The following is a 19,110-nucleotide window of genomic DNA, read 5'->3' as shown; positions in this document are numbered from 1 at the left end:
GGTGTCGTATCGCACGCGCCGCGCGTCTCAGAACGACTCGAGCGTCAGCTCCTGCGCCATCAGGCGGTTGCCCGCCATCAAGCCGCCGTCGACCGGCAACGCAACGCCGGTGATCACGCGCGCTTGCGGCGACGCGAGGAACAGCACCGCGTCGGCGATGTCCTCAGGCGTCGCGAAGTCGCGCAACGGGTACCACTTCTTCAGTTCCTCGAACACCTGCGGATTCTTGTCGACACGCGCCTTCCACGCCTGCGTTTTCACGGTGCCCGGACACACGATGTTCGCGCGAATGCCGTAGCGACCCAGCTCGAGCGCGAGCGCCTTCGTATAGCTGATAAGGCCCGCCTTCGCCGCGCTATACGCGGGATGACCGAGCGCGGCGAGACCGTTCACCGAACCGATCAGCACGAGCACACCGTGCTGCCGTTCGATCATCGACGCGCGCACCGCCTCGACCGTGTGATACGTGCCGTTCAGATTCAGATGGATGTCGCGCTGCCAGCTCGCGGCGTCGGTGGTCGCGAGCGACGCGCCGAGCGCCGCGCCCGCATTCGCAACCAGCACGTCGACCGGCCCGCGCCCGGCGACCGCCGCGGCCACCGCTTGCTGCACTGCGGTGGCGTCGCCGAGATCGACCGCGACCGACACGACCTTGTCCGCGCCGAGTTGCGCGCCCAGCGATCGCAGTGCGGCAGCGTCGATGTCGAGTGCGAGCACCGTATCGCCCTCCCCGACGAAGCGCTCGCATAACACGCGGCCGATACCGCCGCATGCGCCCGTTACCAACACGACACGATCCATGTGATCCTCGCTCGTTCGCCCGGCCGATTCAGCCGTGTTGCCGTCGCCTTCCGCCACCCGGCCTGCTCCGCCCGTCACGCTGTAAATTTCTTACATGGACAACCGGCGACGGCTGCCGGGTTATCCCGAAGAGTGGGTTTCCATATCATCGCGTAGTGCAGAATACCCCATGCTTTACGGCATCTTATGCACAAAACGGCCCGAGAAAAAATATCGTAGACCCTACGTGACAAGCTATTTTGCGTCATGTAGGATTTTTTCAAACAATTTACCCATGGCGGCCGGCGACGGCAGCAAACCACCCACAGGAGAGAGAAAAATGTCGTTGCATGCCCGTGCTTCCCTCGCGCTAGGCAAAGTCGCCGTGGCGCTCGCGTTTGCAGGTATCGCCGTCTCGGCCCACGCCGAAACGGTCCGCGTGACGGTCGCGCACTACAGCGACGCGACCGCGCCGTACTTCGAGAAAATGGCCCGCAACTTCGAGAAGGCCAACCCCGGCACGACCATCAAGATCGAAGACGTGAACTGGGACACGTTGCAACAGAAGCTGCAAACGGACATCTCAGGCGGCGCCAACGCGGACCTCGCGATCGTCGGCACGCGCTGGCTCCTCGACTTCGTGAAGGACGACGTCGCCGAGCCGCTCGACGGCTATATGGACGCGAACTTCAAGGCCCGCTTCATCGGCCCGTTCCTGGCTCCCGGCCAGATCGGCGGCAAGACCTACGGCCTGCCGATCGCCGCTTCCGCGCGCGCGCTGTATTACAACAAGGACATGCTCGCGAAGGTCGGCTACCCCGACGGCCCGAAGACCTGGAACGACGTGATCGATGCATCGAAGAAGCTGAAGGCGCAAGGCATCGCCGGCTTCGGTCTGCAAGGCAAGGAAATCGAAACCGACGTCTACTATTACTACGCGCTGTGGACGATGGGCGGCGACGTGGTCGGCAAGGACGGCAAGGCCGCGTTCGATTCGCCGGCGGGCGTGAAGGCCGCGACGATGTACAAGCAGATGATCGACCAAGGGCTCACGCAACCGGGCGTCACCGGCTATAGCCGCGAAGACGTGCAGAACCTGTTCAAGCAGGGCCGCGTCGCGATGGTGATCTCCGCGCCGTTCCTCGCCAAGCAGATCAAGAAGGAAGCGCCGAACCTGAAGTACGGCATCGATCCGGTACCGATGGGCACGACGCACGCCACCTACGCGGTCACCGACTCGATCGTGATGTTCAAGAACTCGAAGGTGAAGAAGACCGCGTGGAAGTTCCTCGACTATCTGTTCACGAAGGAACCGCGCGTCGAGTTCACGACGACTGAAGGCTTCCTGCCGACCACGAAGGCCGAAGCGGCGGACCCGGCGTTCAACGATCCGGACGTCAAGGCATTCATCGCGCTGCTGCCCACGGCTCACTTCGCACCGACCGTGACCGGCTGGGAAGACACCGCGAAGGCCGTGACCGATTCGATGCAGGCGGTCTACCTGAGCAAGGCGCAACCGGCTGACGCGTTGAAGACTGCGGCTGCGCAGGCGAACAAGTCGCTCGGTCACTGATACGCGACTTTTGGCAGTAAAGAGTTGAACAGGAAACGCGCGGCGCCGTTACGACGACGTCACGCGCTCCGCCGCGCCACCGGCCCATCGACCCGACACAGCACGATGCACTCTCCCGGCCCATTCCGTCGCGTCCGTCGTTTGAAGGCGGACACGTCTTACGATCAAGCACGCATGAGCCGTTCCGTTTCTCCGCGCGCGCACGCGCCGTGGTTGCTGATCGCGCCGAGCCTCGTGCTCGCGCTGTTCATCATCAGCTATCCGATTTTTAACATCGTGTGGCAATCGCTGCACGAGGTGTCGCGCTTCGGTGCGATCCGCGATTTCACCGGTGTACAGAACTTCATCACCGTGTTCCAGGACCCGGTGTTTCTCGCATCCGTACGCCGCACGATCATCTGGACCGTGTGCGTGGTGGGCGGCACGGTGCTGATCTCAGTGCCTGTCGCGCTGATTCTGAATCAGGACTTTCACGGTCGCGGCATCGCGCGCACGATCGTGATGCTGCCGTGGTCCGTCTCGCTGACGATGACCGCCGTCGTCTGGCGCTGGGCCTTCAACGACGACTACGGCATGGTCAACGTCACGCTGCAGCGGCTCGGCCTGATCGGGGGGCCGATTCATTGGCTCGCCACGCCCGAATTCGCGTTCCCCGTCGAAATCGCAGTCGGCATTCTGGTGTCGATTCCGTTCACGGTGACGATCTTTCTCGGTGGCCTCTCTTCGGTGCCGGGCGATATCTACGAAGCGGCGCGCATCGACGGCGCGAGCGCCTGGCAGCAGTTCCGTCAATTGACGATGCCGCTGTTGCGCCCGTTCATCAACATGGCGATCCTGCTGAACGTGATCTACGTGTTCAACTCGTTTCCGATCATCTGGGTGATGACGCAAGGCGGCCCCGACAACAGCACGCACATTCTCGTCACCTATCTGTACGAACTCGGCTTCCGGCTCGGACGCCCCGGCGAAGCGGCCGCGGTTTCGCTGATCATGCTCGTGATGCTGTTCGTGTTCTCGATCGCTTATCTGCGTCTGCAACGCGCGAAAGAAGGAGTGCCGGCATGAGTCTGAGCGCGAAGACCAAACGCTCGCTGTGGTGCTGGCTCGCGCTGACGCCGCTCGTGATCGTCATACTGTTTCCGTTCGCGGTGATGTTCTTCACCGCGGTCAAGCCGGCCTCGGAGATCTTCGTCTACCCGGCGCGCTGGCTGCCGGTGCAGTGGCAGTGGCGCAACTTCGTCGACATGTGGGACGCGGCCAACTTCGGTGTTGCGCTGCGTAACAGCACGATCATCAGCTTTCTGTCCACCGCGCTCGCACTCGCGGTGAGCCTGCCTGCCGCTTACGCGCTCGCGCGCTTTCCGTTTCGCGGACGCGGCCTGTATCGGCAGTTCCTGCTCGTCACGCAGATGTTGTCACCGATCCTGCTCGTGGTCGGCCTGTTCCGGCTCGCGGCGATGATTCCGTGGGGCGACGGCAACCTGGTCGATTCGAGGATCGGCGTGATCGTGTCTTACGCAGCGTTCAATATCGCGTTCGCGGTGTGGATGCTGTCGTCGTACTTTCAGACCGTGCCGCAGGATCTCGAGGAATCCGCGTGGCTCGAAGGCTGCAGCCGCACACGCGCGGTGTTCAAGGTATTTCTGCCGCTCGCGGTGCCGGCGATCGTCGTGACCGCGATCTTCACGTTCATCAACGCGTGGAACGAGTTCGCGGTCGTCTATACGCTGATCCGCTCGCCGGAGAACAAGACGCTGACGGTGCAGGTGACCGATATGGTGGCGGGCAAGTACGTGGTCGAATGGCATCTGGTGATGGCCGCGACGTTGGGCGCGACGTTGCCGGTTTCGATCGTGTTTGCGTGGTTGCAGCGCTATATGGTGAAGGGGCTCGCGCTGGGGGCGGTGAAGTGAGTTGCCATCGATGCTGCGCGGCCGCGCCGCGCAGTGTTCGTATGCGGGTCGCGCTTTAGTCGGTGCCGCGCACGATGCGCAGATCGCGCTCGACGCCATCGCCCAACGCGGCCAGCGCCTCCTTGTACGCCTCGCTTTCGTAAGCGGCGACGGCCTGCTCGTACGTCGGGAACTCGATCACGACCGTGCGCTCCTTCACGCCCTGCTCGCGCGTCTCGTCCGCCACGCCGCGAACGAGGAACTTGCCGCCCGCAGCCGCCACCGCGGCCGGAGCCAGTTGCGCGTAGGCAGCCAGTTTCTGCGGGTCGTTTGTCTTGCGGTACGACGACACCCAATAACCTTTGCTCATTCGAATCTCCTTGTGTGATGGGACCATGCGGGACAAAAGCGGACCAAACCAGTCGCGGTCTTACATAGTAGCAAAGAGGCGCAGGTCTTCGCGTGGTTCGCTATTGAACGTTTTGTGCACTAGGATTGCTTCTGCACATTTCAGGTGACGGACTATTCAAGGAGACGACGAATGGGCGAACGATACGAGTCGTTGTGTGCGTGCTGTGGCAGTCCCGAGCATCGGGCCATGAGCCGCCGGACTTTCATGAGCCTGCTGGCGGGCAGCGCCGCCGGGCTCGCGATGCCGTCCACGTTCGCGGCGGATACACCTACCGTGCCCGCGATTGCTTATGACTCGATTCCCAATCCCGTACGTTTGCCCAACGGCATGTACTTCGGTGAATGCTCTGGCGTCGCGCTCAATTCGCATGGCCACATCTTCGTGCTTTCGCGCGGCAACTCAACCGGGCCCGCATACGGCGCGGCTGCCGCGCAACTGCTCGAGTTCGCACCCGACGGACGCTTCGTGCGCGAGATCGGCCACAACCTGTATGCGTGGTCGTTCGCGCACGCGGTGAAGGTGGACCGGCACGACAACATCTGGGTCACCGACAAAGGCTCCGACATGGTGATCAAGTTCACGCCGGAAGGACGCGTCGCGATGGTGTTTGGCCGCAAGCAGGATGCGTCGGACGAAGAGACTGCGCCGCTCAAGCATCTGAATCCGCCGCTGCCATCCGAGCCCGGACGCTTTCGTCAGGTGACCGACGTCGCGTGGGACAAGGCGGGCAACACGTATATCAGTGACGGCTATATCAATTCGCGCGTCGCGAAGGTCGATCGCGACGGCAACTGGTTGAAGTCATGGGGAGATCGCGGCACGGGTCCGGGGCAGTTTCATACGCCGCATAGCATCGCGGTCGACGCGAACGACCATGTGTATGTGGCGGATCGCAGCAACCGGCGCATCCAGGTGTTCGATACCGAGGGCACGTTCCTGCGCCAGTTCACGATCGACGTGCCGGTGCCGCCGGACGCGCGTCCCGCAATCGGCAACATGCCGAGCGAAGCGGACCTCGCGGCGGGCACGCTCGCGCCGGGCTCGCCGTGGGCGATCTGCATTTCGCCGGGACCGAAGCAGGTGCTCTATTGCGCCGACGCGTTTCCGGGCCGCATCTACAAGATGACGCTCGACGGCAAAGTGCTCGGCGTACTCGGCAAAGCGGGCAAACAGCCGAAACAGTTCGGCTGGATCCACGAGATGGCGTGTCCTTCGGAGAACGTATTATTTGTTGCCGAGTTGCTGAACTGGCGTATTCAGAAACTGGTTCTGCATGCGTGATGGACAAGGGCCGCCGCATTCGCCTGTGATGCGGATGCGGACCGGCCCCGCCGATGCCAGGCCGTATCAGTCGTAGTGACGATGCTTGTGGTGGTGCCTGTCCGAATGGTAGCCGCGCGAGTAGTCGTTGGCGTACGAGTTCGAGCGCGAGATGTTGCCGCCGAGCGCCGAGCCCGCGCCACCGCCGAGCGCCGCGCCGACGAGGCCACCGGTGCGGCCGCCCATCGCATTGCCGGCCGCGGTGCCCGCTCCGCCACCAAGCGCGCCGCCGATGATCGCGCCGGTACGTTCGCGGCGATTCGACGTGACCGCGCCACCCGCACCGCCGCCCACTGCGCCACCGATCACCGCGCCGGTGCTGCCGCCCACCGCGCCGCCGACTGCCGCGCCGGCCACACCACCGAGCGCGCCGCCGAGCGCGTTGTTCATATCGCCGGCGAGTGCCGGCAACGACGCCGCGGCGCTCAATGCCGCCACGGCAACCATCTGGATGATTTTCTTCGACATATCGGGTCTTTGTTTTAGTGAGACGGCGCCGAGTATAGCGGGGCTTCCGAAGGGTCTTTGTAACCACGACGGTCTGTGGCAGTAAGACGTGTAACAAAATGAATGCGTGGTTGCTCTTGCGGTGAGCGCACAAGCACAAGGGCCGCTCGCGATGAGCGGCCCTCGGTGGTATGGAGACGTTCGAGAAAAATAACTACCGCTTTACCCGCGCCGCTTCTTCTTCAACTCGATCGTCTCGAACAGCTCATAGTCCGGTGTCGGTGTCTGATCCGCGCCCGGCGCATGGTAGTAGTTCATCGTGATCGTAGTGTCGCCACCCGGCTGTCCTGGATCGTAATCGAACACCGCGATACCGTAGCCGGTGCCGGTGTCGCGTTGCGCAGACCAGATCGCGTCTTCGACCGCATCGGCGCTCGCGCGCACGAATGTACCCGCGGTCGTCGACGGCACCGGGCGATTCGGTTTCGTGAAAATGCGCGCCTGCGGCAGACCGGTGCCGGTATCGACGCCATACACGTCGAGCGGCGCGCTCGTGCCGCCGCCACCGAGAATCAGGTGAATCGTGCCGTGGCTCGTATCGAACGTCGATGCGCCCGCCGATACCGCCGACATGATCGGCTTAGGCTGCAACGTATCGACCGGGCGTCCCGTCGCGATGTCGGCGCCCTTGTTGTGATTGCAGCCGCGCACCGGATAGCTGCGCTCGTAGTCGTGATCGTGACCGCACAGCACGAGATCCACGCCGTAGCGATCGAACAGCGGGAGCCACGCTTCGCGAATACCCTTGTCGGAACCGTTGCCGGTCTTCGATGAACTGAGCGCGTCCTGATGCATCTGCACGATGATCCAGTCCACGTCGTGATCGTGCGACGCATGTTGCAGCACCTGTTCGAGCCAGCGCGTCTGCTCACCATTGCTATAGCCGCGCACGTATAGAGACGTGCCCGCCGGAATGGGCGGATTGCCGGTACTTGCGACCGGCGTCAGCGGCGCGGGGCCGGCGACGAACGCGGCGGCATCCTGATAGACGACGTCGTCCGCATCGAGCGAAACGAACAGCACCGAGCCGACGCGAAAGCTGTACCAGCGGCCCGGAAAACGCGTGTGATTATCGGGCAGCACGTAGCGCGACAGATACGACGCGAGCCCCTGCTCACCGTTGTTGAATTCGAGCTCGTGATTGCCGGGACACGGCATCCACGGCCGGTTCGACGCCGACGTCTGGATGTTGTTGCCGAAGTCGCGCCACACATCGGGCTGGTGCATCGGGTTCAGATTCGCATAGCACAAGTCGCCGTTCAACAGATGAAACAGCGGCTGAAAGCGCTCGACCGCCTGCACGGCGAAGCGGCTTTGCGGCGACGACAGCACCCACTTCGTATTCGGGGTCGCGAGATCGCCATAGCTGGTCCAGCGAAATGGCGCGCGGCCGCGCGGTGCGGTGCGAAAACTCGCGGTGAAGGGCTGCGACGCGTTGCTGTCGTTGTCGGCCGTCACTTCGTACTGGTAGCTCGTGTCGGCTTTCAGGTCGCGCACGCGCGCGTGATAGTTGAACACGACCTCGCCGTTGATGCCGTCGGTGTATGTGCCCTGAACCGCGTGAACCGTCTGCTTCGCGCGCTCGGCACCGTCGGTGCCGCTCATGCGAACCTGCGGATTGACCGCGGGCGCGAGCGACGACCACGACACCGTGACTTCGCTGGTCGGGTCGCTACCCCAGGTCAGGTGAATCTGTTCGGGTGTGCCATCGGGTGCGCCGCTCGCCGCGCCGCGCGCGGCCGATGCGAGTGCGCCCGCCGCCGTCGCGAGACCCGATACGCCGGCGAACTTCAGAAACCCGCGACGCGAAACGATGGATGCGCCGTGTTCATCGGCGGGCGTCGCCTTGACGATTTTTCTGTTCGACATGTCCGGTATGGTTGTTCAGGTGGAAGAACGCCCGCGCAAAACATTGCCCCGCGGCGCCGGCGCGGACGGAAAATGACGAACGATCGTAGCCGGACGGCGATGACAGCCCGATGAAAACTTCGAGCGAACAAAGAGGGGAGATGGTCGAATTCGAAACGCTGATAAGAACAAAATGCCGGTTGCATGCGTGCGATTCAATCGCGCGCATTGAAAGAACGCAACTGAGCCTGTCGGGGAGCAATTAAGTCTGCCGGACTCGTGCCAAAGAGCCAATCTATTGACCGATTTCACAATGACCCAAGCCGTGTGACGTTTCAGCCTTGAAATGGCTTACGCCTGCGAAATGTTGGCGGATTCCGAATGGGATTCGAAGGCATCGTGTAGCCAAATCGAAACTATGCTTACAACAATTTCCGTCGTAGAGGCTTGTTGTCTGTCGCCGCCGCATACGTCAAGAGCGTGTCGGCTCTGGCATGGTAAGCGCGATCGGCAGTGGGGCTTTGGCAGACTCAGGCGACTACTCTTCTTCGCGAAAATCGTAGTCGTTATCCGATATTTGTGTAACTCCTAATCCGGTGTTGACTGGTTGCCAGGTACACAATAGTTAGCAGAAGAAAATCCGTCCTGCATTACCAGTTCCCATTTCCCGGTCGATGTTTCAATGCATCCGTTTTGTTGTACGGAGAGCCCTGCTTTGCCGGTGATTATCGAGGAATCTGCCATGACCACGCCCGGATGGTCCAGCCCCTGGTTTCGGCGAGCTCTTCTCGCTTTTTGCATGCTGGCCTCAGCACTGTCTGCAGACGTAGAAGCGCAAGTGGCCAAGATGGAAGTCATTCCGTTTGAATCATTGACCCTGACGGACCAGGAGTTCCTGACCGGACACGAAGACGGTAAGCCGGTGACTATCGCGGGTGAATTGCGCCTGCCACGTGCTGGTAACGAACGATTCCCGCTTGTCATTCTGCTTCACGGGTCATGCGGTCCGTGTGGCCTTGTCCTCGATTGGGAGCAGGAATTTCTCTCGATGGGCGTTGCGACGTTCGTCGTTGACAGCTTCACGAGTCGCGGCATCATCAACATGAATAATGACCAGTCCCAGCTTGGTCGACTCGCGCAGACGGAGGATGCCTACCGCGCCCTCGCGCTGCTGGCGAAGCATCCGCGAATCGACTCCAGCCGCGTGATGCTGATGGGCTTCTCCAGAGGCGCTCAGAGCGCCCTCTACGCTAGCATGATGCGGTTTCAGAAGGCGCACCTCTTGCCGTCAGAGGCCCGCTTTGCTGCCTACGTCGCTTTCTATCCGCCGTGCAACTATTCATACAGAGACGACGATGACATATCAGCGCAACCGGTCCGGGTATTTCAGGGAACCGCGGATGACTACGTCCCCATCGAGGCGTGCCGCACATATATCCAGAGATTGAAGGCAAAAGGAAAGGACGTGCAGCTTATTGAATATCAAGGGGCGGGGCACCTCTTTGATGGGCGGGCATATAAAACCCCTCTGGTACTTCCACAAGCGCAGGCGACGCTGAAGTGCCAGTGGCAGGAAGGGGAAAACGGGCAGCTTTACAACACCGCCACCAGACAGCCTTTCTCGTACAACGACCCTTGCGTCCAACGCGGCGCCACCCTTGCATATAACGAGAAGGCAGCCACCGAGGCGAGGAAGGCGGTTGCCGAGTTTGTTGCAGCAACGCTCAAACCTGTTCATTCTCCGTGACTTCGACGCCGGGTGTGGAAGCTCTCGCTAAACTGTATGGCGCGTTCCGAAATAGTAAAAAGAACCTCTAGTGCCCGATTGATGCAGTCGAGAGCCCGAGCGAAGACCTGCACTGGAAACGGCAACGCCAGATGCGCGTAGATAAGAAGGCGCTCAAAGACCCCATCCATGAAGCTTTCGGACTGAAATTCAAGCGCTTGCTGCGACTACCGCGCAGGCGGCTGCGGATTGTTCGCCGGATTCGTGTCGTACCTCGAAACGCGAAGAATGCCGTTCGTGTCGATCAGCTTCGACAAGCCGGCCTCCAATGGATCGGCGACGTCCTTGTCATAAACTTCGTCGCCATTCACATAGAGCGTGAACGATTGAAGGTACTTTGCTTTCTTCTCCGGGTTCTCGATCGTCTGCCGGGTCCATTGATAAAGCGGGTAGTTCTCGGTGCCCATTCTTTCCGCTTCGCTGACATAGTCTGCGAACGCATCGAACTGGCATTTGAGCATTGCGTGATGCGTTTGCAGAATGGCGCGAAGCGCCGGATGCGCCGCGCACGAAGGGTCCGAGCGCAGCGAGGTCGCCAGTTCCGCCGATGCGGTGATTCGCAGCTGGAATTGCAGGGGAGACGGCATTACCACCTCGATCATGTCGGTAACGGATATCAGAGGTCCGCGGGCTCGGCCTTGTCGGCGACACGCGCGTCGAGCACCGCTTCGCTGCGCTCGATTTCTCCGCTGCACATCGGCTTGCCGAGCAGAAAACCCTGCGCATGCGTGCAACCGCATACGCGCACGAAATTGAGCTGCTCCTGGGTTTCGATGCCCTCGGCCGTGGTCGGCATGCCGATCTCACGCGCGAGCGCGACGATGCCCCGCACCACAGCCGCCGATTCGCGCCCATGCACGGACTCGCGGACGAACGAGCTGTCGATCTTCAGCTTGTCGAACGAGAAGCGCACGAGCGTCGACATCGTCGAAAAGCCGGTGCCGAAATCGTCGAGCGCGAGCCCGATGCCCAATGCGCGCAACCTGGTGATATTGCGGCGGGTCACTTCGTCGTCGTTCAACAGTACCGTTTCCGTGACCTCGAGATTGAGCCGCGTCGGCGGAAGCCTCGTTTTCCGGAGTATCGCCGTCACCGTCGATGCGAACGAATCCTCGCGCAACTGCACCGGCGATACGTTGACGGCAACGATCACCTTGTCGCGCCAGGTCACCGCCTCCGCGCACGATTGCAATAGTGCCCATTCTCCCAATGCCAGGATCAGGCCGGTGCGCTCGGCGGTCGGAATGAACGCGGACGGCGGCAACTCGCCGCGCGTCGGATGCGTCCAGCGAATCAACGCCTCGCGCCCCGCCACCGCACCCGTATTCAGATCGATGATCGGCTGATACTCCATGCGCAAACCGTTGAACGACTTCAGCGCGCCTTCCAGATCGCTGCGCAGCAGGCTCAGGCTTTCATCGGACGCGTGCTTTTCAGCATCGAAAATCGCGAACGCGCTTTTGCCGCTGCGCTTGACGCTATACAACGCACGATCCGCGCAGATCAGCAATTGCTGGCCCGTTTTTGCATGCTCGGGATAGAGCGCGATGCCGACGCTCGCGCCGATATGCACGAGCGCTTCGCTCAGCACGAACGGCCGCGCCAGCGTTCTGACGATGCGATCGGCCAGCACGCGCACGTCGCGAAGCTGCCCGGCGCCGTCCGAGATCGCGACGAACTCGTCGCCCGCCAGCCGCCCAACCTGATCGCCGCTCGGCAGCAGATCCCGCAAACGGGTCGCCGCTTCCTGGAGAATCTGGTCGCCGGCGGCATGGCCGAGACTGTCGTTGATCGCCTTGAAGCCATCAAGGTCGATCAGCAGCACCGCGAACGACTGATCCTGATGCGTCGAACTCTTGCCCGTGCGTTCGAGCAATAGCTCGCTGATACGCGCGCGATTCGGCAAGCCGGTCAGGCTGTCCTGGCGAGCCAGACGATGACTGTTTTCACGCGCGAGCAGCAACGCGACGGTGTCGCGATGACTGCGCAGCGCAACCGTGAAAAAACCGGCCGCGCAAAACGGTACCTGAAATAGCAGCACGAGCTTGCCGTTGCCAGGCGACATCGCCGCGCCGATACTCAGCAAGCCGAGAATAAAGACCATCTGCATTAACGCGAGCCGCGGCGTGCCCGCATTGCGTCCCGCCAATCCGCCGATCACACCGACCGCGCAAACGTTTCCGAGCAGAAAAAGTGTGGGATTTCCGCTGATATTGCAAAGCAATGTGCCGAATCCAAATAGCATGCTCCACAAGAGACTCGCGAAAAGAAACGCGGAAGTCGGCGTGGGCAACCGCTGCGCCGCACGCGTGCGGCATATCCAGATCAGCATAAGCCGCGCCATCAGCAAGGCGACGACCGCGATGCCCCACGCGGCATACAGCGGAATCGGATAAAGGTAGTAGGCGGTCGCGCAAACGCTGATTTCGCAGATCGACGCGAAAATGATCGAGGCGGTTCGTGTAAACAGATTGGCCAGCAGAATCTGCCGGTTTTCCGGGCTCAGGTTCTGCGAGGAGGACACGACCCACTTGAAAAATGGAGACCTGGGTTCTGTAAAAGCCATGACCTGCGCATTTGACGGTTAGTGGGTTCCAATCGGCATGCGAATGGATGGATCGTGCAACGATTACACTCCCGTAAAATATCAGATTAATTCATGCAATGGCGTGAAATGACTTTGCGCGTGATTCCGACGCTGCGGCCGGACAATAAAAAAGAGGAAGAGCGTGGCTCTTCCTCCCTGATGATTGCGGCTGCCCCGGCTTGCCGAGGCGTGATCGTCAGCTTCGCTTAGTCGTACAGCACCGCTGCGATCTTCGGATCGTTGATATTGGTCTTGTCGTACCAGTAGAAACCGGTATCGACCTTCTTCGGCAGCTTCTCGCCATGCAGCGCCTTGACCGCCGAGTCGACCACGCATTTGCCGATACCGACCGGATTCTGCGTAATCGCGCCGGCCATCAGGCCCGACATGATGTTCTCCTTCTGTTCCTTGCCGGAGTCGAAGCCGATCAGCACAAGCTTCTTGCCCGATTCCTTGACGCCGATCGCTGCGCCTTCCGCCGAACCTTCGTTCGCGCCGAAGATGCCTTTCAGGTTCGGATTCGCCTGGATCATTGCCTTGGCGATTTCCGCGGACTTCAGGTGATCGCCGGCGCCATATTGCACGGACACGATCTTGACGCTCGGATGCTTCGACTTCATCTGATTGACGAATCCGTCGCGGCGATCAATCCCGGTGCGGCTAGTCTGGTCGTGCACGATCACGGCGACTTCGCCGGAATTGCCGATCAGTTGGGCCATCTTGTCGGCGGCGAGCGCGGCGGCGGCGAGGTTGTCCGTCGCGCAGGTGGTCAACGGAATGTCGCTGTCGACGCCCGAGTCGAATGCGATCACGGGAATCTTGTCGTTCTGGGCGCGCTTGAGCAAGGGAATGGCTGCCTTGCTGTCGAGCGCAGCAATACCAAGCGCCTGCGGTTTCTTCGCGAGCGCGGCCGACAGCATGTCGATCTGCTTGTCGACCATCGCTTCCGTTTCCGGTCCCTCGAACGTGATCCTGACGCTGTTCGCTTGCGCGGACTGCTCGGCGCCCGATTTGACGGCCTGCCAGAACTGATGCTGGAAGCCCTTCGAAATCAGCGGAATATACGGCTCGTCCGCATACGCGAGACAACTTCCGCCGACGAGCGCACCGACACCAACCACGATACCGATTAGTCTTCTCTTAAACATGGGGCCTCCTCCAATGGATGGGCTAACAAGCCGCTATCGAGCTTTCGAGGGAGCCTTCGCGTGCCCCTCTCTCTCCTGCTTCTGCGTTTGCTGCTTTCCCTGCTTTTGCGTTGCTTCCTTGCTCCCGCGTCAACTTCTCCGGCTGCGCCGCAGGATGTCCGCATACACCGCCAGAATGATGATCAGCCCCGTCACGACGATCTGCCACTCCTGCGCGACCGACATGATGCGCAGTCCGTTGGTCAGCACGCTCATGATGAAAGCGCCGATGATGGTACCGAGGATCGTGCCCGATCCGCCGCTCAATGACGTGCCGCCGATCACGACCGCCGCGATCGCTTCGAGCTCGTAGCCCTGGCCGAGCGCCGGTTGCGCTGAATTTAGGCGCGACGCGATCAGCAGGCCCGCGATGCCGCAGATCGAGCCGCCCACGCCGTAAATCGCGATCTTCCAGCGATCGACATTGACGCCCGAGAGCCGCACCGCTTCCTCATTGCTGCCGAGCGCAAACGTATAGCGGCCGAGTGCGGTGCGATTGAGCGTAATAGAACTGACGATCGCAAGAAAGAACAGGATCAGCACCGCATTCGGAATAGGCACGCTCGGCAGGAAATAGCCGATCAGCGAGTCCTGAGAGATACGGTAGAAGTTCTCGGTATCGGTGAAATAGATCGGCTTGTCCGCCGACACCACGAGCGACAACCCTTTGAGCAGCATCATCATGCCGAGCGTCGCGATGAACGGCGGGATCTTCATTTTCGCGGTCAACGTGCCCGATACCGTGCCGCACACCGCGCCGGTCGCGAGTGCCGCGAGTACGCCGGTCCACATCGGCAAATGCCAGTAGGTAAGAAACACCCCGCAAATGACGGCCGTAAACGTCATCAACGTGCCGACCGACAGATCGATGCCGCCGGTAATGATCACGAAGGTGGCGGCGATAGCCAGCACGCCGTTCACCGCAGTCGCTTGCAGAATGCCGAGGATGTTGTCCATCTGCATGAATGCCGGCGACGCGAAGCTGAAGAAAACCAGCAGCAGGATCAGGCTCGTGAACGCGAGCAGCTTTTGCACCGCGGTCGGCGCGAAGATGCGCGCTTTCAGGCCGGAAGTGCGCCTTTCGCTATCCAGCGTCGCGGTATCCGTTTGCAATGTCATGTCGTAGACCTCTTCAGGTTTGCGCCGTTTTCAGGGTTTCGCGCTGCGTCGCGAGATGCATGATGCGCTCCTGCGTCGCTTCGCTGGCGGAAAGCTCGCCGGTGATGCGGCCTTCGCACATCACGACGATGCGGTCGCTCATGCGCAGGACTTCCGGCAGCTCGGACGAGATCATCACGATCGCCTTGCCTTGCGACGCCAGCGAGCGCAGCAGCTTGTAGATTTCGCTCTTCGCGCCGACGTCGATGCCGCGTGTCGGTTCGTCGAAGAACAGCACATCGCAGTCGCGCTCGAGCCATTTCGCAATCACGATCTTCTGCTGGTTGCCGCCCGAGAGAAGCCGCACCTGCTGCGTCGCGGACGGCGTGCGAATCGCGAGCAGCTTGATGAAGTGCTGCGCTCTTTTGCGAATCTGCCCGCTGCGCAGGAACATATTGAATGACAGGAACTTGCCGAGATCAGACATGACGATGTTCGATTCGACATCCATGCCAGTAGCGAGACCGAAGCGCTTGCGATCTTCGGAGAGGTAGCCGATGCCACGCTTGACCGCATCGCTCGGCTTTTTGATCGACACCCTCATGCCCTTCACGAGAATCTCGCCCGATTCGACCGGATCTGCACCGAACACCGCGCGCGCGACCTCCGTGCGGCCCGCGCCCATCAAGCCGGCGAAGCCGAGTATTTCGCCCTTGCGCAATTCGAAACTCACATCTCGCACGAGCGGACCCGCGACGAGATTTCTCACTTCGAGCGCGAGTTCCCCTTTCTCCGGCGCGCTCTCGACGGGCGTGATATCGCTTAGCGTGCGTCCGACCATCATGCCGATGATCGTCTGGACGCTGGTGCCCTCGGTCGGCACGGTGGCCACGTATTCGCCGTCGCGCATCACCGTGACGCGATCGGTGATCTGCTTCAACTCGTCCATCTTGTGCGAGATATAGACGACGCCGACGCCGCGCTCTTTCAATTGCCGGATGATCCGGAACAACTCGGCGATTTCGGCTTCATTGAGCGCGGACGTGGGCTCGTCCATGATCAGCACGCGCGAATCGAAAGATAGCGCTTTCGCGATCTCGACCATCTGCTGACTCGCCACCGTCAACGTGCCGACCATCGTGCGCGGATCGAGATTCACGTGCATGCGGGCGAGGATCTCGCGAGCCTGCGCATTCAGTTTATCTTCGTCAAGAAAGAGACCGAGACCCTTGCGCGGCTCGCGGCCGATAAAGATGTTCTGCGCGACGCTCAGGTGATTCATCAGTTGCAGTTCCTGATGAATGATGCCGATGCCGACCGCCTGCGCGTCGCGCGGACTTTGAAAATCGACGGGCTTGCCGTCGAAGAAGATTTCGCCGGAATCGCGCGTATAGACGCCGGCGAGAATTTTCATCAGCGTTGATTTGCCCGCGCCGTTCTCGCCCATCAGCGCATGGACTTCGCCGGCCACGAGGTCGAAGCGGACGTCATGAAGCGCTCTTACGCCCGGAAAGCTCTTGCAAAGCCTGTTGACGGAAATGAGTGAGTTCATGTGCTGATCTGCCGACGGCTGCCTATATCACCAACGCCTTGACAATGGTGGTCTTTACGACTTGAACAACGGCTTTCATAACAGCTTTCATTCAAGGCTCGAACAGATCCGGCCTCGCTTTCGCGGAGCGGTGCAATTCTGTGACCACCTGGTCGAGATGATCGTGCATCGCTTTCGCGGCCGCATCGCCGTCGCCGGCGCAAAGGGCCTTGAAGATGCTCTCGTGCTCTTCCAGCGTATGCACGAGCCGTTCTGGACTTGCAAGCAATTGCCTCGCGCGGTCCAGCGCATTGCGCGATACCGCGACGATTTCCTTCACGCGCGGCAGCTTCACCGCGTCGAGCAGAATTTCATGAAAAGCCAGATCGAGCGCGTGAAACGCCAGACGTTCGCCACTTCCAGCCAGAATGCGCTGCTGGTCGAGATTGCTGGCCAATGCATCGAGCGTCGCCCGGTCGTGCATCAGCGCCACGCCGCGCACCGTCTCGACTTCCAGCGCGCTGCGAATGAACAGATGCTGGCGGATGTCGTCGAGCGCGATCGGTTTGACGCGCGTGCCGCGCTGCGGCAAAACCTCCACGAGACCCGCATGCGCAAGCCTCGCCAACGCGGACGACACCGGAAAGCGCGACACGCCCATCCGTTCGCACACGGCCATCTTGTCGATCATCAGGCCGGGTTCCAACGCCAACGTAACAATCGCTTCCCGCAACGCCGCCTCAACCGCGTCGGTCAAGCTACCGCGCTCGCCGCCGCGAATCTTTTGCAGTGCGACATAAGGATTGTCAGCGGCATTCTCCAGTTCGGCTGAGGAATTCACGGAGGCCTTGATTTCGGGAAGACATGCTAGCATGCTAGAAAGTGAATGCCGTGTTGTCAACGCGTACAAATGCCTGGCAATGCCTAGGGATGCCTGGTATCTGGGAACTGCGGGCTTACCCGTACGCGCAGCAGGAAAGCGCACACAGAAAACGTGCGCACGAAACCGATCCGTCTGCGCTTGCAGACCACAAGCCGATAGCCATTGCCCCGGAGGGTGCTCAGATGACTACGATCACAAGGCTGTCCGTTAGGGACATCCGGTTTCCCACCTCACGTTCGCTGGACGGCTCCGACGCGATGAATGCCGCGCCGGACTACTCCGCCACTTACGTCACACTCGAAACCGACACGCCGAATCTCACCGGCCACGGCCTCACGTTTACGATTGGGCGCGGCAACGAAATCTGCGTGACGGCCGTGAATGCACTCACGCCGTTGATCGTCGGCAGAAAGCTCGAAGATATCGCCGCGAATATGGGCGCTTTCTGGCGCTCATTTACTTCGGATAGCCAACTACGCTGGATCGGACCGGACAAAGGCGCGATCCATCTGGCCACCGCGGCGGTCGTCAATGCAGTGTGGGACCTGTGGGCGAAAGCCGTCGGCAAGCCGGTCTGGAAACTGCTGGTCGACATGAGTCCAGAAGAACTCGTGCGCTGCCTCGACTTTCGCTACGTGACCGATGCGATCACGCCGCAGGAAGCACTCGCGATGCTGCACCGGCATGCCAAAACCAAAGGCGAGCGCGAACAGGAAATGCTCGCGAACGGCTATCCGGCCTATACGACATCCGCGGGCTGGCTCGGTTACGACGACGACAAGATTCGCCGCCTGGCGCGCGAAGGTGTCGCGCAGGGGTGGACGCATTTCAAGCAGAAGGTCGGCGGCGATCTGGAAGAAGACGTGCGGCGCGCGCGCATTCTGCGTGAAGAGATCGGCGAGAATCTGAAGCTGATGATGGACGCGAACCAGGTGTGGGACGTCGATGAAGCGATCGCGAACATGCGCCGCCTCGCCGAGTTCGACCCGTGGTGGATCGAGGAACCCACGAGTCCCGACGACATCCTCGGTCATGCGGCGATTCGCCGGCGGCTCAGCCCGATCGGGGTTGCAACCGGCGAGCATTGCCACAATCGCGTGATGTTCAAGCAGCTGCTGCAGGCCGACGCAATCGACTTTTGCCAGATCGACAGTTGCCGGCTCGGCGGACTGAACGAAGTGATCGTCGTGCTGCTGATGGCCGCGAAGTTCGGTGTGCCGGTGTGCCCACATGCCGGCGGCGTCGGTTTGTGCGAGTACGTGCAGCATATTTCTCTGTTCGACTATATCTGTGTGTCGGCGTCGCTGGAGAATCGCGTGCTCGAATACGTCGATCATTTGCACGAGCATTTCGTGGATCCCGTCGTGATTCGCAATGGGCGTTATATGCCGCCGCAAAGAGCCGGGTATAGCATCGAGATGCTGGAGGGGTCATTGGATAGGTACTGGTTTCCGGAAGGGGAGGCGTGGCAGGAATGAAGCTGGATGGTAAGGGTTCTATTTGCGTCGCTTCGGGCGTATAACGGCAGACTTCATTCATGCTGTTATCGCTCGATTCGATGCGTTCCACCCGTCCCTTACCTTCGCTCCTCTCTCTGCGCGCCTTCGAAGCCGCCGCGACCGCATTCTGCTCATGGATGATGCAAACGGCGCGACAGGACTCGTTGGTGTGAACGCATTAGCTTGGCTCATGCGTCGATCAACTCA

At 61.1% G+C, this 19,110-nt stretch carries 18 protein-coding genes; 7 read left to right on the top strand and 11 right to left on the bottom strand.

Annotation, left to right across the window (positions count from 1 at the left end; translation table 11 throughout):
- Positions 1-27: 27 nt before the first annotated feature.
- Positions 28-801: an SDR family oxidoreductase gene (locus tag L0U81_RS17350; RefSeq protein WP_233807799.1), complete on the bottom strand. Its 774-nt coding sequence runs from the start codon at positions 799-801 to the stop codon at positions 28-30.
- Positions 802-1,120: 319 nt separating this feature from the next.
- Between L0U81_RS17350 and L0U81_RS17345 the strand changes: the two genes are divergently transcribed.
- The 3 genes from L0U81_RS17345 (at position 1,121) to L0U81_RS17335 (ending at position 4,266) form a co-directional block, all read left to right on the top strand.
- Positions 1,121-2,353, top strand: coding sequence for an ABC transporter substrate-binding protein (locus L0U81_RS17345; protein ID WP_233804782.1), 1,233 nt, complete (start codon positions 1,121-1,123; stop codon positions 2,351-2,353).
- Positions 2,354-2,527: 174 nt separating this feature from the next.
- A complete protein-coding gene (locus tag L0U81_RS17340) occupies positions 2,528-3,418 on the top strand; it encodes a carbohydrate ABC transporter permease (protein WP_233804781.1) in 891 nt (296 codons plus the stop codon).
- Positions 3,415-4,266: a carbohydrate ABC transporter permease gene (locus tag L0U81_RS17335; RefSeq protein WP_233804780.1), complete on the top strand. Its 852-nt coding sequence runs from the start codon at positions 3,415-3,417 to the stop codon at positions 4,264-4,266. The genes L0U81_RS17340 and L0U81_RS17335 overlap by 4 nt, the downstream gene beginning before the upstream one ends.
- Before the next feature lie 55 nt (positions 4,267-4,321).
- Here the strand turns inward: L0U81_RS17335 and L0U81_RS17330 are convergent, their stop codons facing one another.
- Complete coding sequence (locus tag L0U81_RS17330; protein ID WP_233804779.1) at positions 4,322-4,615, bottom strand: DUF1330 domain-containing protein; 294 nt, start codon at positions 4,613-4,615, stop codon at positions 4,322-4,324.
- Positions 4,616-4,786: 171 nt separating this feature from the next.
- Between L0U81_RS17330 and L0U81_RS17325 the strand changes: the two genes are divergently transcribed.
- Complete coding sequence (locus L0U81_RS17325; protein ID WP_326489836.1) at positions 4,787-5,938, top strand: peptidyl-alpha-hydroxyglycine alpha-amidating lyase family protein; 1,152 nt, start codon at positions 4,787-4,789, stop codon at positions 5,936-5,938.
- Between the two features lie 66 nt (positions 5,939-6,004).
- Here the strand turns inward: L0U81_RS17325 and L0U81_RS17320 are convergent, their stop codons facing one another.
- The 3 genes from L0U81_RS17320 to L0U81_RS17310 all read right to left on the bottom strand — a co-directional run bounded on the left by L0U81_RS17320 (position 6,005) and on the right by L0U81_RS17310 (position 8,561).
- Positions 6,005-6,445 (bottom strand): hypothetical protein, encoded by a 441-nt coding sequence (locus L0U81_RS17320; RefSeq protein WP_233804777.1) that lies wholly within the window; start codon positions 6,443-6,445, stop codon positions 6,005-6,007.
- Positions 6,446-6,646: 201 nt separating this feature from the next.
- Positions 6,647-8,353 carry a purple acid phosphatase family protein gene (locus L0U81_RS17315; protein WP_233804776.1) on the bottom strand — a complete coding sequence of 569 codons (1,707 nt, stop codon included), beginning with the start codon at positions 8,351-8,353 and terminating at the stop codon, positions 6,647-6,649.
- On the bottom strand, positions 8,313-8,561 hold the full coding sequence (locus L0U81_RS17310; protein WP_233804775.1) for a hypothetical protein: 249 nt from the start codon (positions 8,559-8,561) through the stop codon (positions 8,313-8,315). The genes L0U81_RS17315 and L0U81_RS17310 overlap by 41 nt, the downstream gene beginning before the upstream one ends.
- Positions 8,562-9,053: 492 nt before the next feature.
- Here L0U81_RS17310 and L0U81_RS17305 point away from each other — a divergent pair, with 492 nt between their 5' ends.
- Positions 9,054-10,079, top strand: coding sequence for a dienelactone hydrolase family protein (locus L0U81_RS17305; protein ID WP_233807797.1), 1,026 nt, complete (start codon positions 9,054-9,056; stop codon positions 10,077-10,079).
- Positions 10,080-10,285: 206 nt separating this feature from the next.
- On the opposite strand, the gene L0U81_RS17300 is transcribed toward L0U81_RS17305, so the two are convergent.
- Positions 10,286-10,705 (bottom strand): hypothetical protein, encoded by a 420-nt coding sequence (locus L0U81_RS17300; protein WP_233804774.1) that lies wholly within the window; start codon positions 10,703-10,705, stop codon positions 10,286-10,288.
- Positions 10,706-10,734: 29 nt separating this feature from the next.
- Positions 10,735-12,684 (bottom strand): putative bifunctional diguanylate cyclase/phosphodiesterase, encoded by a 1,950-nt coding sequence (locus L0U81_RS17295; RefSeq protein ID WP_233804773.1) that lies wholly within the window; start codon positions 12,682-12,684, stop codon positions 10,735-10,737.
- Between the two features lie 93 nt (positions 12,685-12,777).
- Here L0U81_RS17295 and L0U81_RS17290 point away from each other — a divergent pair, with 93 nt between their 5' ends.
- The gene (locus tag L0U81_RS17290; protein WP_233804772.1) at positions 12,778-12,915 is read left to right on the top strand and encodes a hypothetical protein; all 138 of its coding nucleotides are present in this window, start codon (positions 12,778-12,780) and stop codon (positions 12,913-12,915) included.
- Here the strand turns inward: L0U81_RS17290 and L0U81_RS17285 are convergent.
- From L0U81_RS17285 to L0U81_RS17270, 4 genes are all read right to left on the bottom strand, one after another.
- Complete coding sequence (locus L0U81_RS17285) at positions 12,912-13,853, bottom strand: ABC transporter substrate-binding protein (RefSeq protein WP_233804771.1); 942 nt, start codon at positions 13,851-13,853, stop codon at positions 12,912-12,914. The two genes, L0U81_RS17290 and L0U81_RS17285, sit on opposite strands and share 4 nt — an antisense overlap.
- Before the next feature lie 129 nt (positions 13,854-13,982).
- Positions 13,983-15,011 carry an ABC transporter permease gene (locus L0U81_RS17280; RefSeq protein WP_233804770.1) on the bottom strand — a complete coding sequence of 343 codons (1,029 nt, stop codon included), beginning with the start codon at positions 15,009-15,011 and terminating at the stop codon, positions 13,983-13,985.
- A gap of 13 nt (positions 15,012-15,024) precedes the next feature.
- Entirely contained in the window at positions 15,025-16,542 is a 1,518-nt protein-coding gene (locus L0U81_RS17275) for a sugar ABC transporter ATP-binding protein (protein ID WP_233804769.1), read from the bottom strand.
- Between the two features lie 91 nt (positions 16,543-16,633).
- The gene (locus L0U81_RS17270; protein ID WP_233804768.1) at positions 16,634-17,395 is read right to left on the bottom strand and encodes a GntR family transcriptional regulator; all 762 of its coding nucleotides are present in this window, start codon (positions 17,393-17,395) and stop codon (positions 16,634-16,636) included.
- A 191-nt stretch (positions 17,396-17,586) separates the two neighbouring features.
- Here L0U81_RS17270 and L0U81_RS17265 point away from each other — a divergent pair, with 191 nt between their 5' ends.
- Positions 17,587-18,882, top strand: a complete 1,296-nt coding sequence (locus L0U81_RS17265) for an L-fuconate dehydratase (protein ID WP_233804767.1) — start codon at positions 17,587-17,589, stop codon at positions 18,880-18,882.
- The last annotated feature ends 228 nt before the right edge of the window (positions 18,883-19,110 follow it).

It is taken from the genome of Paraburkholderia sp. HP33-1 (assembly GCF_021390595.1).
Lineage (GTDB): Bacteria > Pseudomonadota > Gammaproteobacteria > Burkholderiales > Burkholderiaceae > Paraburkholderia.
This window is presented reverse-complemented; position numbering and strand designations above follow the sequence as displayed.

Excerpts from the sequence above, each read along its gene's own strand:
- L0U81_RS17315 (WP_233804776.1), bottom strand. The coding sequence starts at position 8,353 with ATGTCGAACAGAAAAATCGTCAAGGCGACGCCCGCCGATGAACACGGC.
- L0U81_RS17350 (WP_233807799.1), bottom strand. The coding sequence starts at position 801 with ATGGATCGTGTCGTGTTGGTAACGGGCGCATGCGGCGGTATCGGCCGC.
- L0U81_RS17285 (WP_233804771.1), bottom strand. The coding sequence starts at position 13,853 with ATGTTTAAGAGAAGACTAATCGGTATCGTGGTTGGTGTCGGTGCGCTC.
- L0U81_RS17265 (WP_233804767.1), top strand. The coding sequence starts at position 17,587 with ATGACTACGATCACAAGGCTGTCCGTTAGGGACATCCGGTTTCCCACC.
- L0U81_RS17275 (WP_233804769.1), bottom strand. The coding sequence starts at position 16,542 with ATGAACTCACTCATTTCCGTCAACAGGCTTTGCAAGAGCTTTCCGGGC.
- L0U81_RS17320 (WP_233804777.1), bottom strand. The coding sequence starts at position 6,445 with ATGTCGAAGAAAATCATCCAGATGGTTGCCGTGGCGGCATTGAGCGCC.
- L0U81_RS17325 (WP_326489836.1), top strand. The coding sequence starts at position 4,787 with ATGGGCGAACGATACGAGTCGTTGTGTGCGTGCTGTGGCAGTCCCGAG.
- L0U81_RS17300 (WP_233804774.1), bottom strand. The coding sequence starts at position 10,705 with ATGCCGTCTCCCCTGCAATTCCAGCTGCGAATCACCGCATCGGCGGAA.
- L0U81_RS17310 (WP_233804775.1), bottom strand. The coding sequence starts at position 8,561 with ATGCGCGCGATTGAATCGCACGCATGCAACCGGCATTTTGTTCTTATC.
- L0U81_RS17280 (WP_233804770.1), bottom strand. The coding sequence starts at position 15,011 with ATGACATTGCAAACGGATACCGCGACGCTGGATAGCGAAAGGCGCACT.
- L0U81_RS17270 (WP_233804768.1), bottom strand. The coding sequence starts at position 17,395 with ATGCTAGCATGTCTTCCCGAAATCAAGGCCTCCGTGAATTCCTCAGCC.
- L0U81_RS17345 (WP_233804782.1), top strand. The coding sequence starts at position 1,121 with ATGTCGTTGCATGCCCGTGCTTCCCTCGCGCTAGGCAAAGTCGCCGTG.
- L0U81_RS17330 (WP_233804779.1), bottom strand. The coding sequence starts at position 4,615 with ATGAGCAAAGGTTATTGGGTGTCGTCGTACCGCAAGACAAACGACCCG.
- L0U81_RS17290 (WP_233804772.1), top strand. The coding sequence starts at position 12,778 with ATGCAATGGCGTGAAATGACTTTGCGCGTGATTCCGACGCTGCGGCCG.
- L0U81_RS17340 (WP_233804781.1), top strand. The coding sequence starts at position 2,528 with ATGAGCCGTTCCGTTTCTCCGCGCGCGCACGCGCCGTGGTTGCTGATC.
- L0U81_RS17295 (WP_233804773.1), bottom strand. The coding sequence starts at position 12,684 with ATGGCTTTTACAGAACCCAGGTCTCCATTTTTCAAGTGGGTCGTGTCC.
- L0U81_RS17335 (WP_233804780.1), top strand. The coding sequence starts at position 3,415 with ATGAGTCTGAGCGCGAAGACCAAACGCTCGCTGTGGTGCTGGCTCGCG.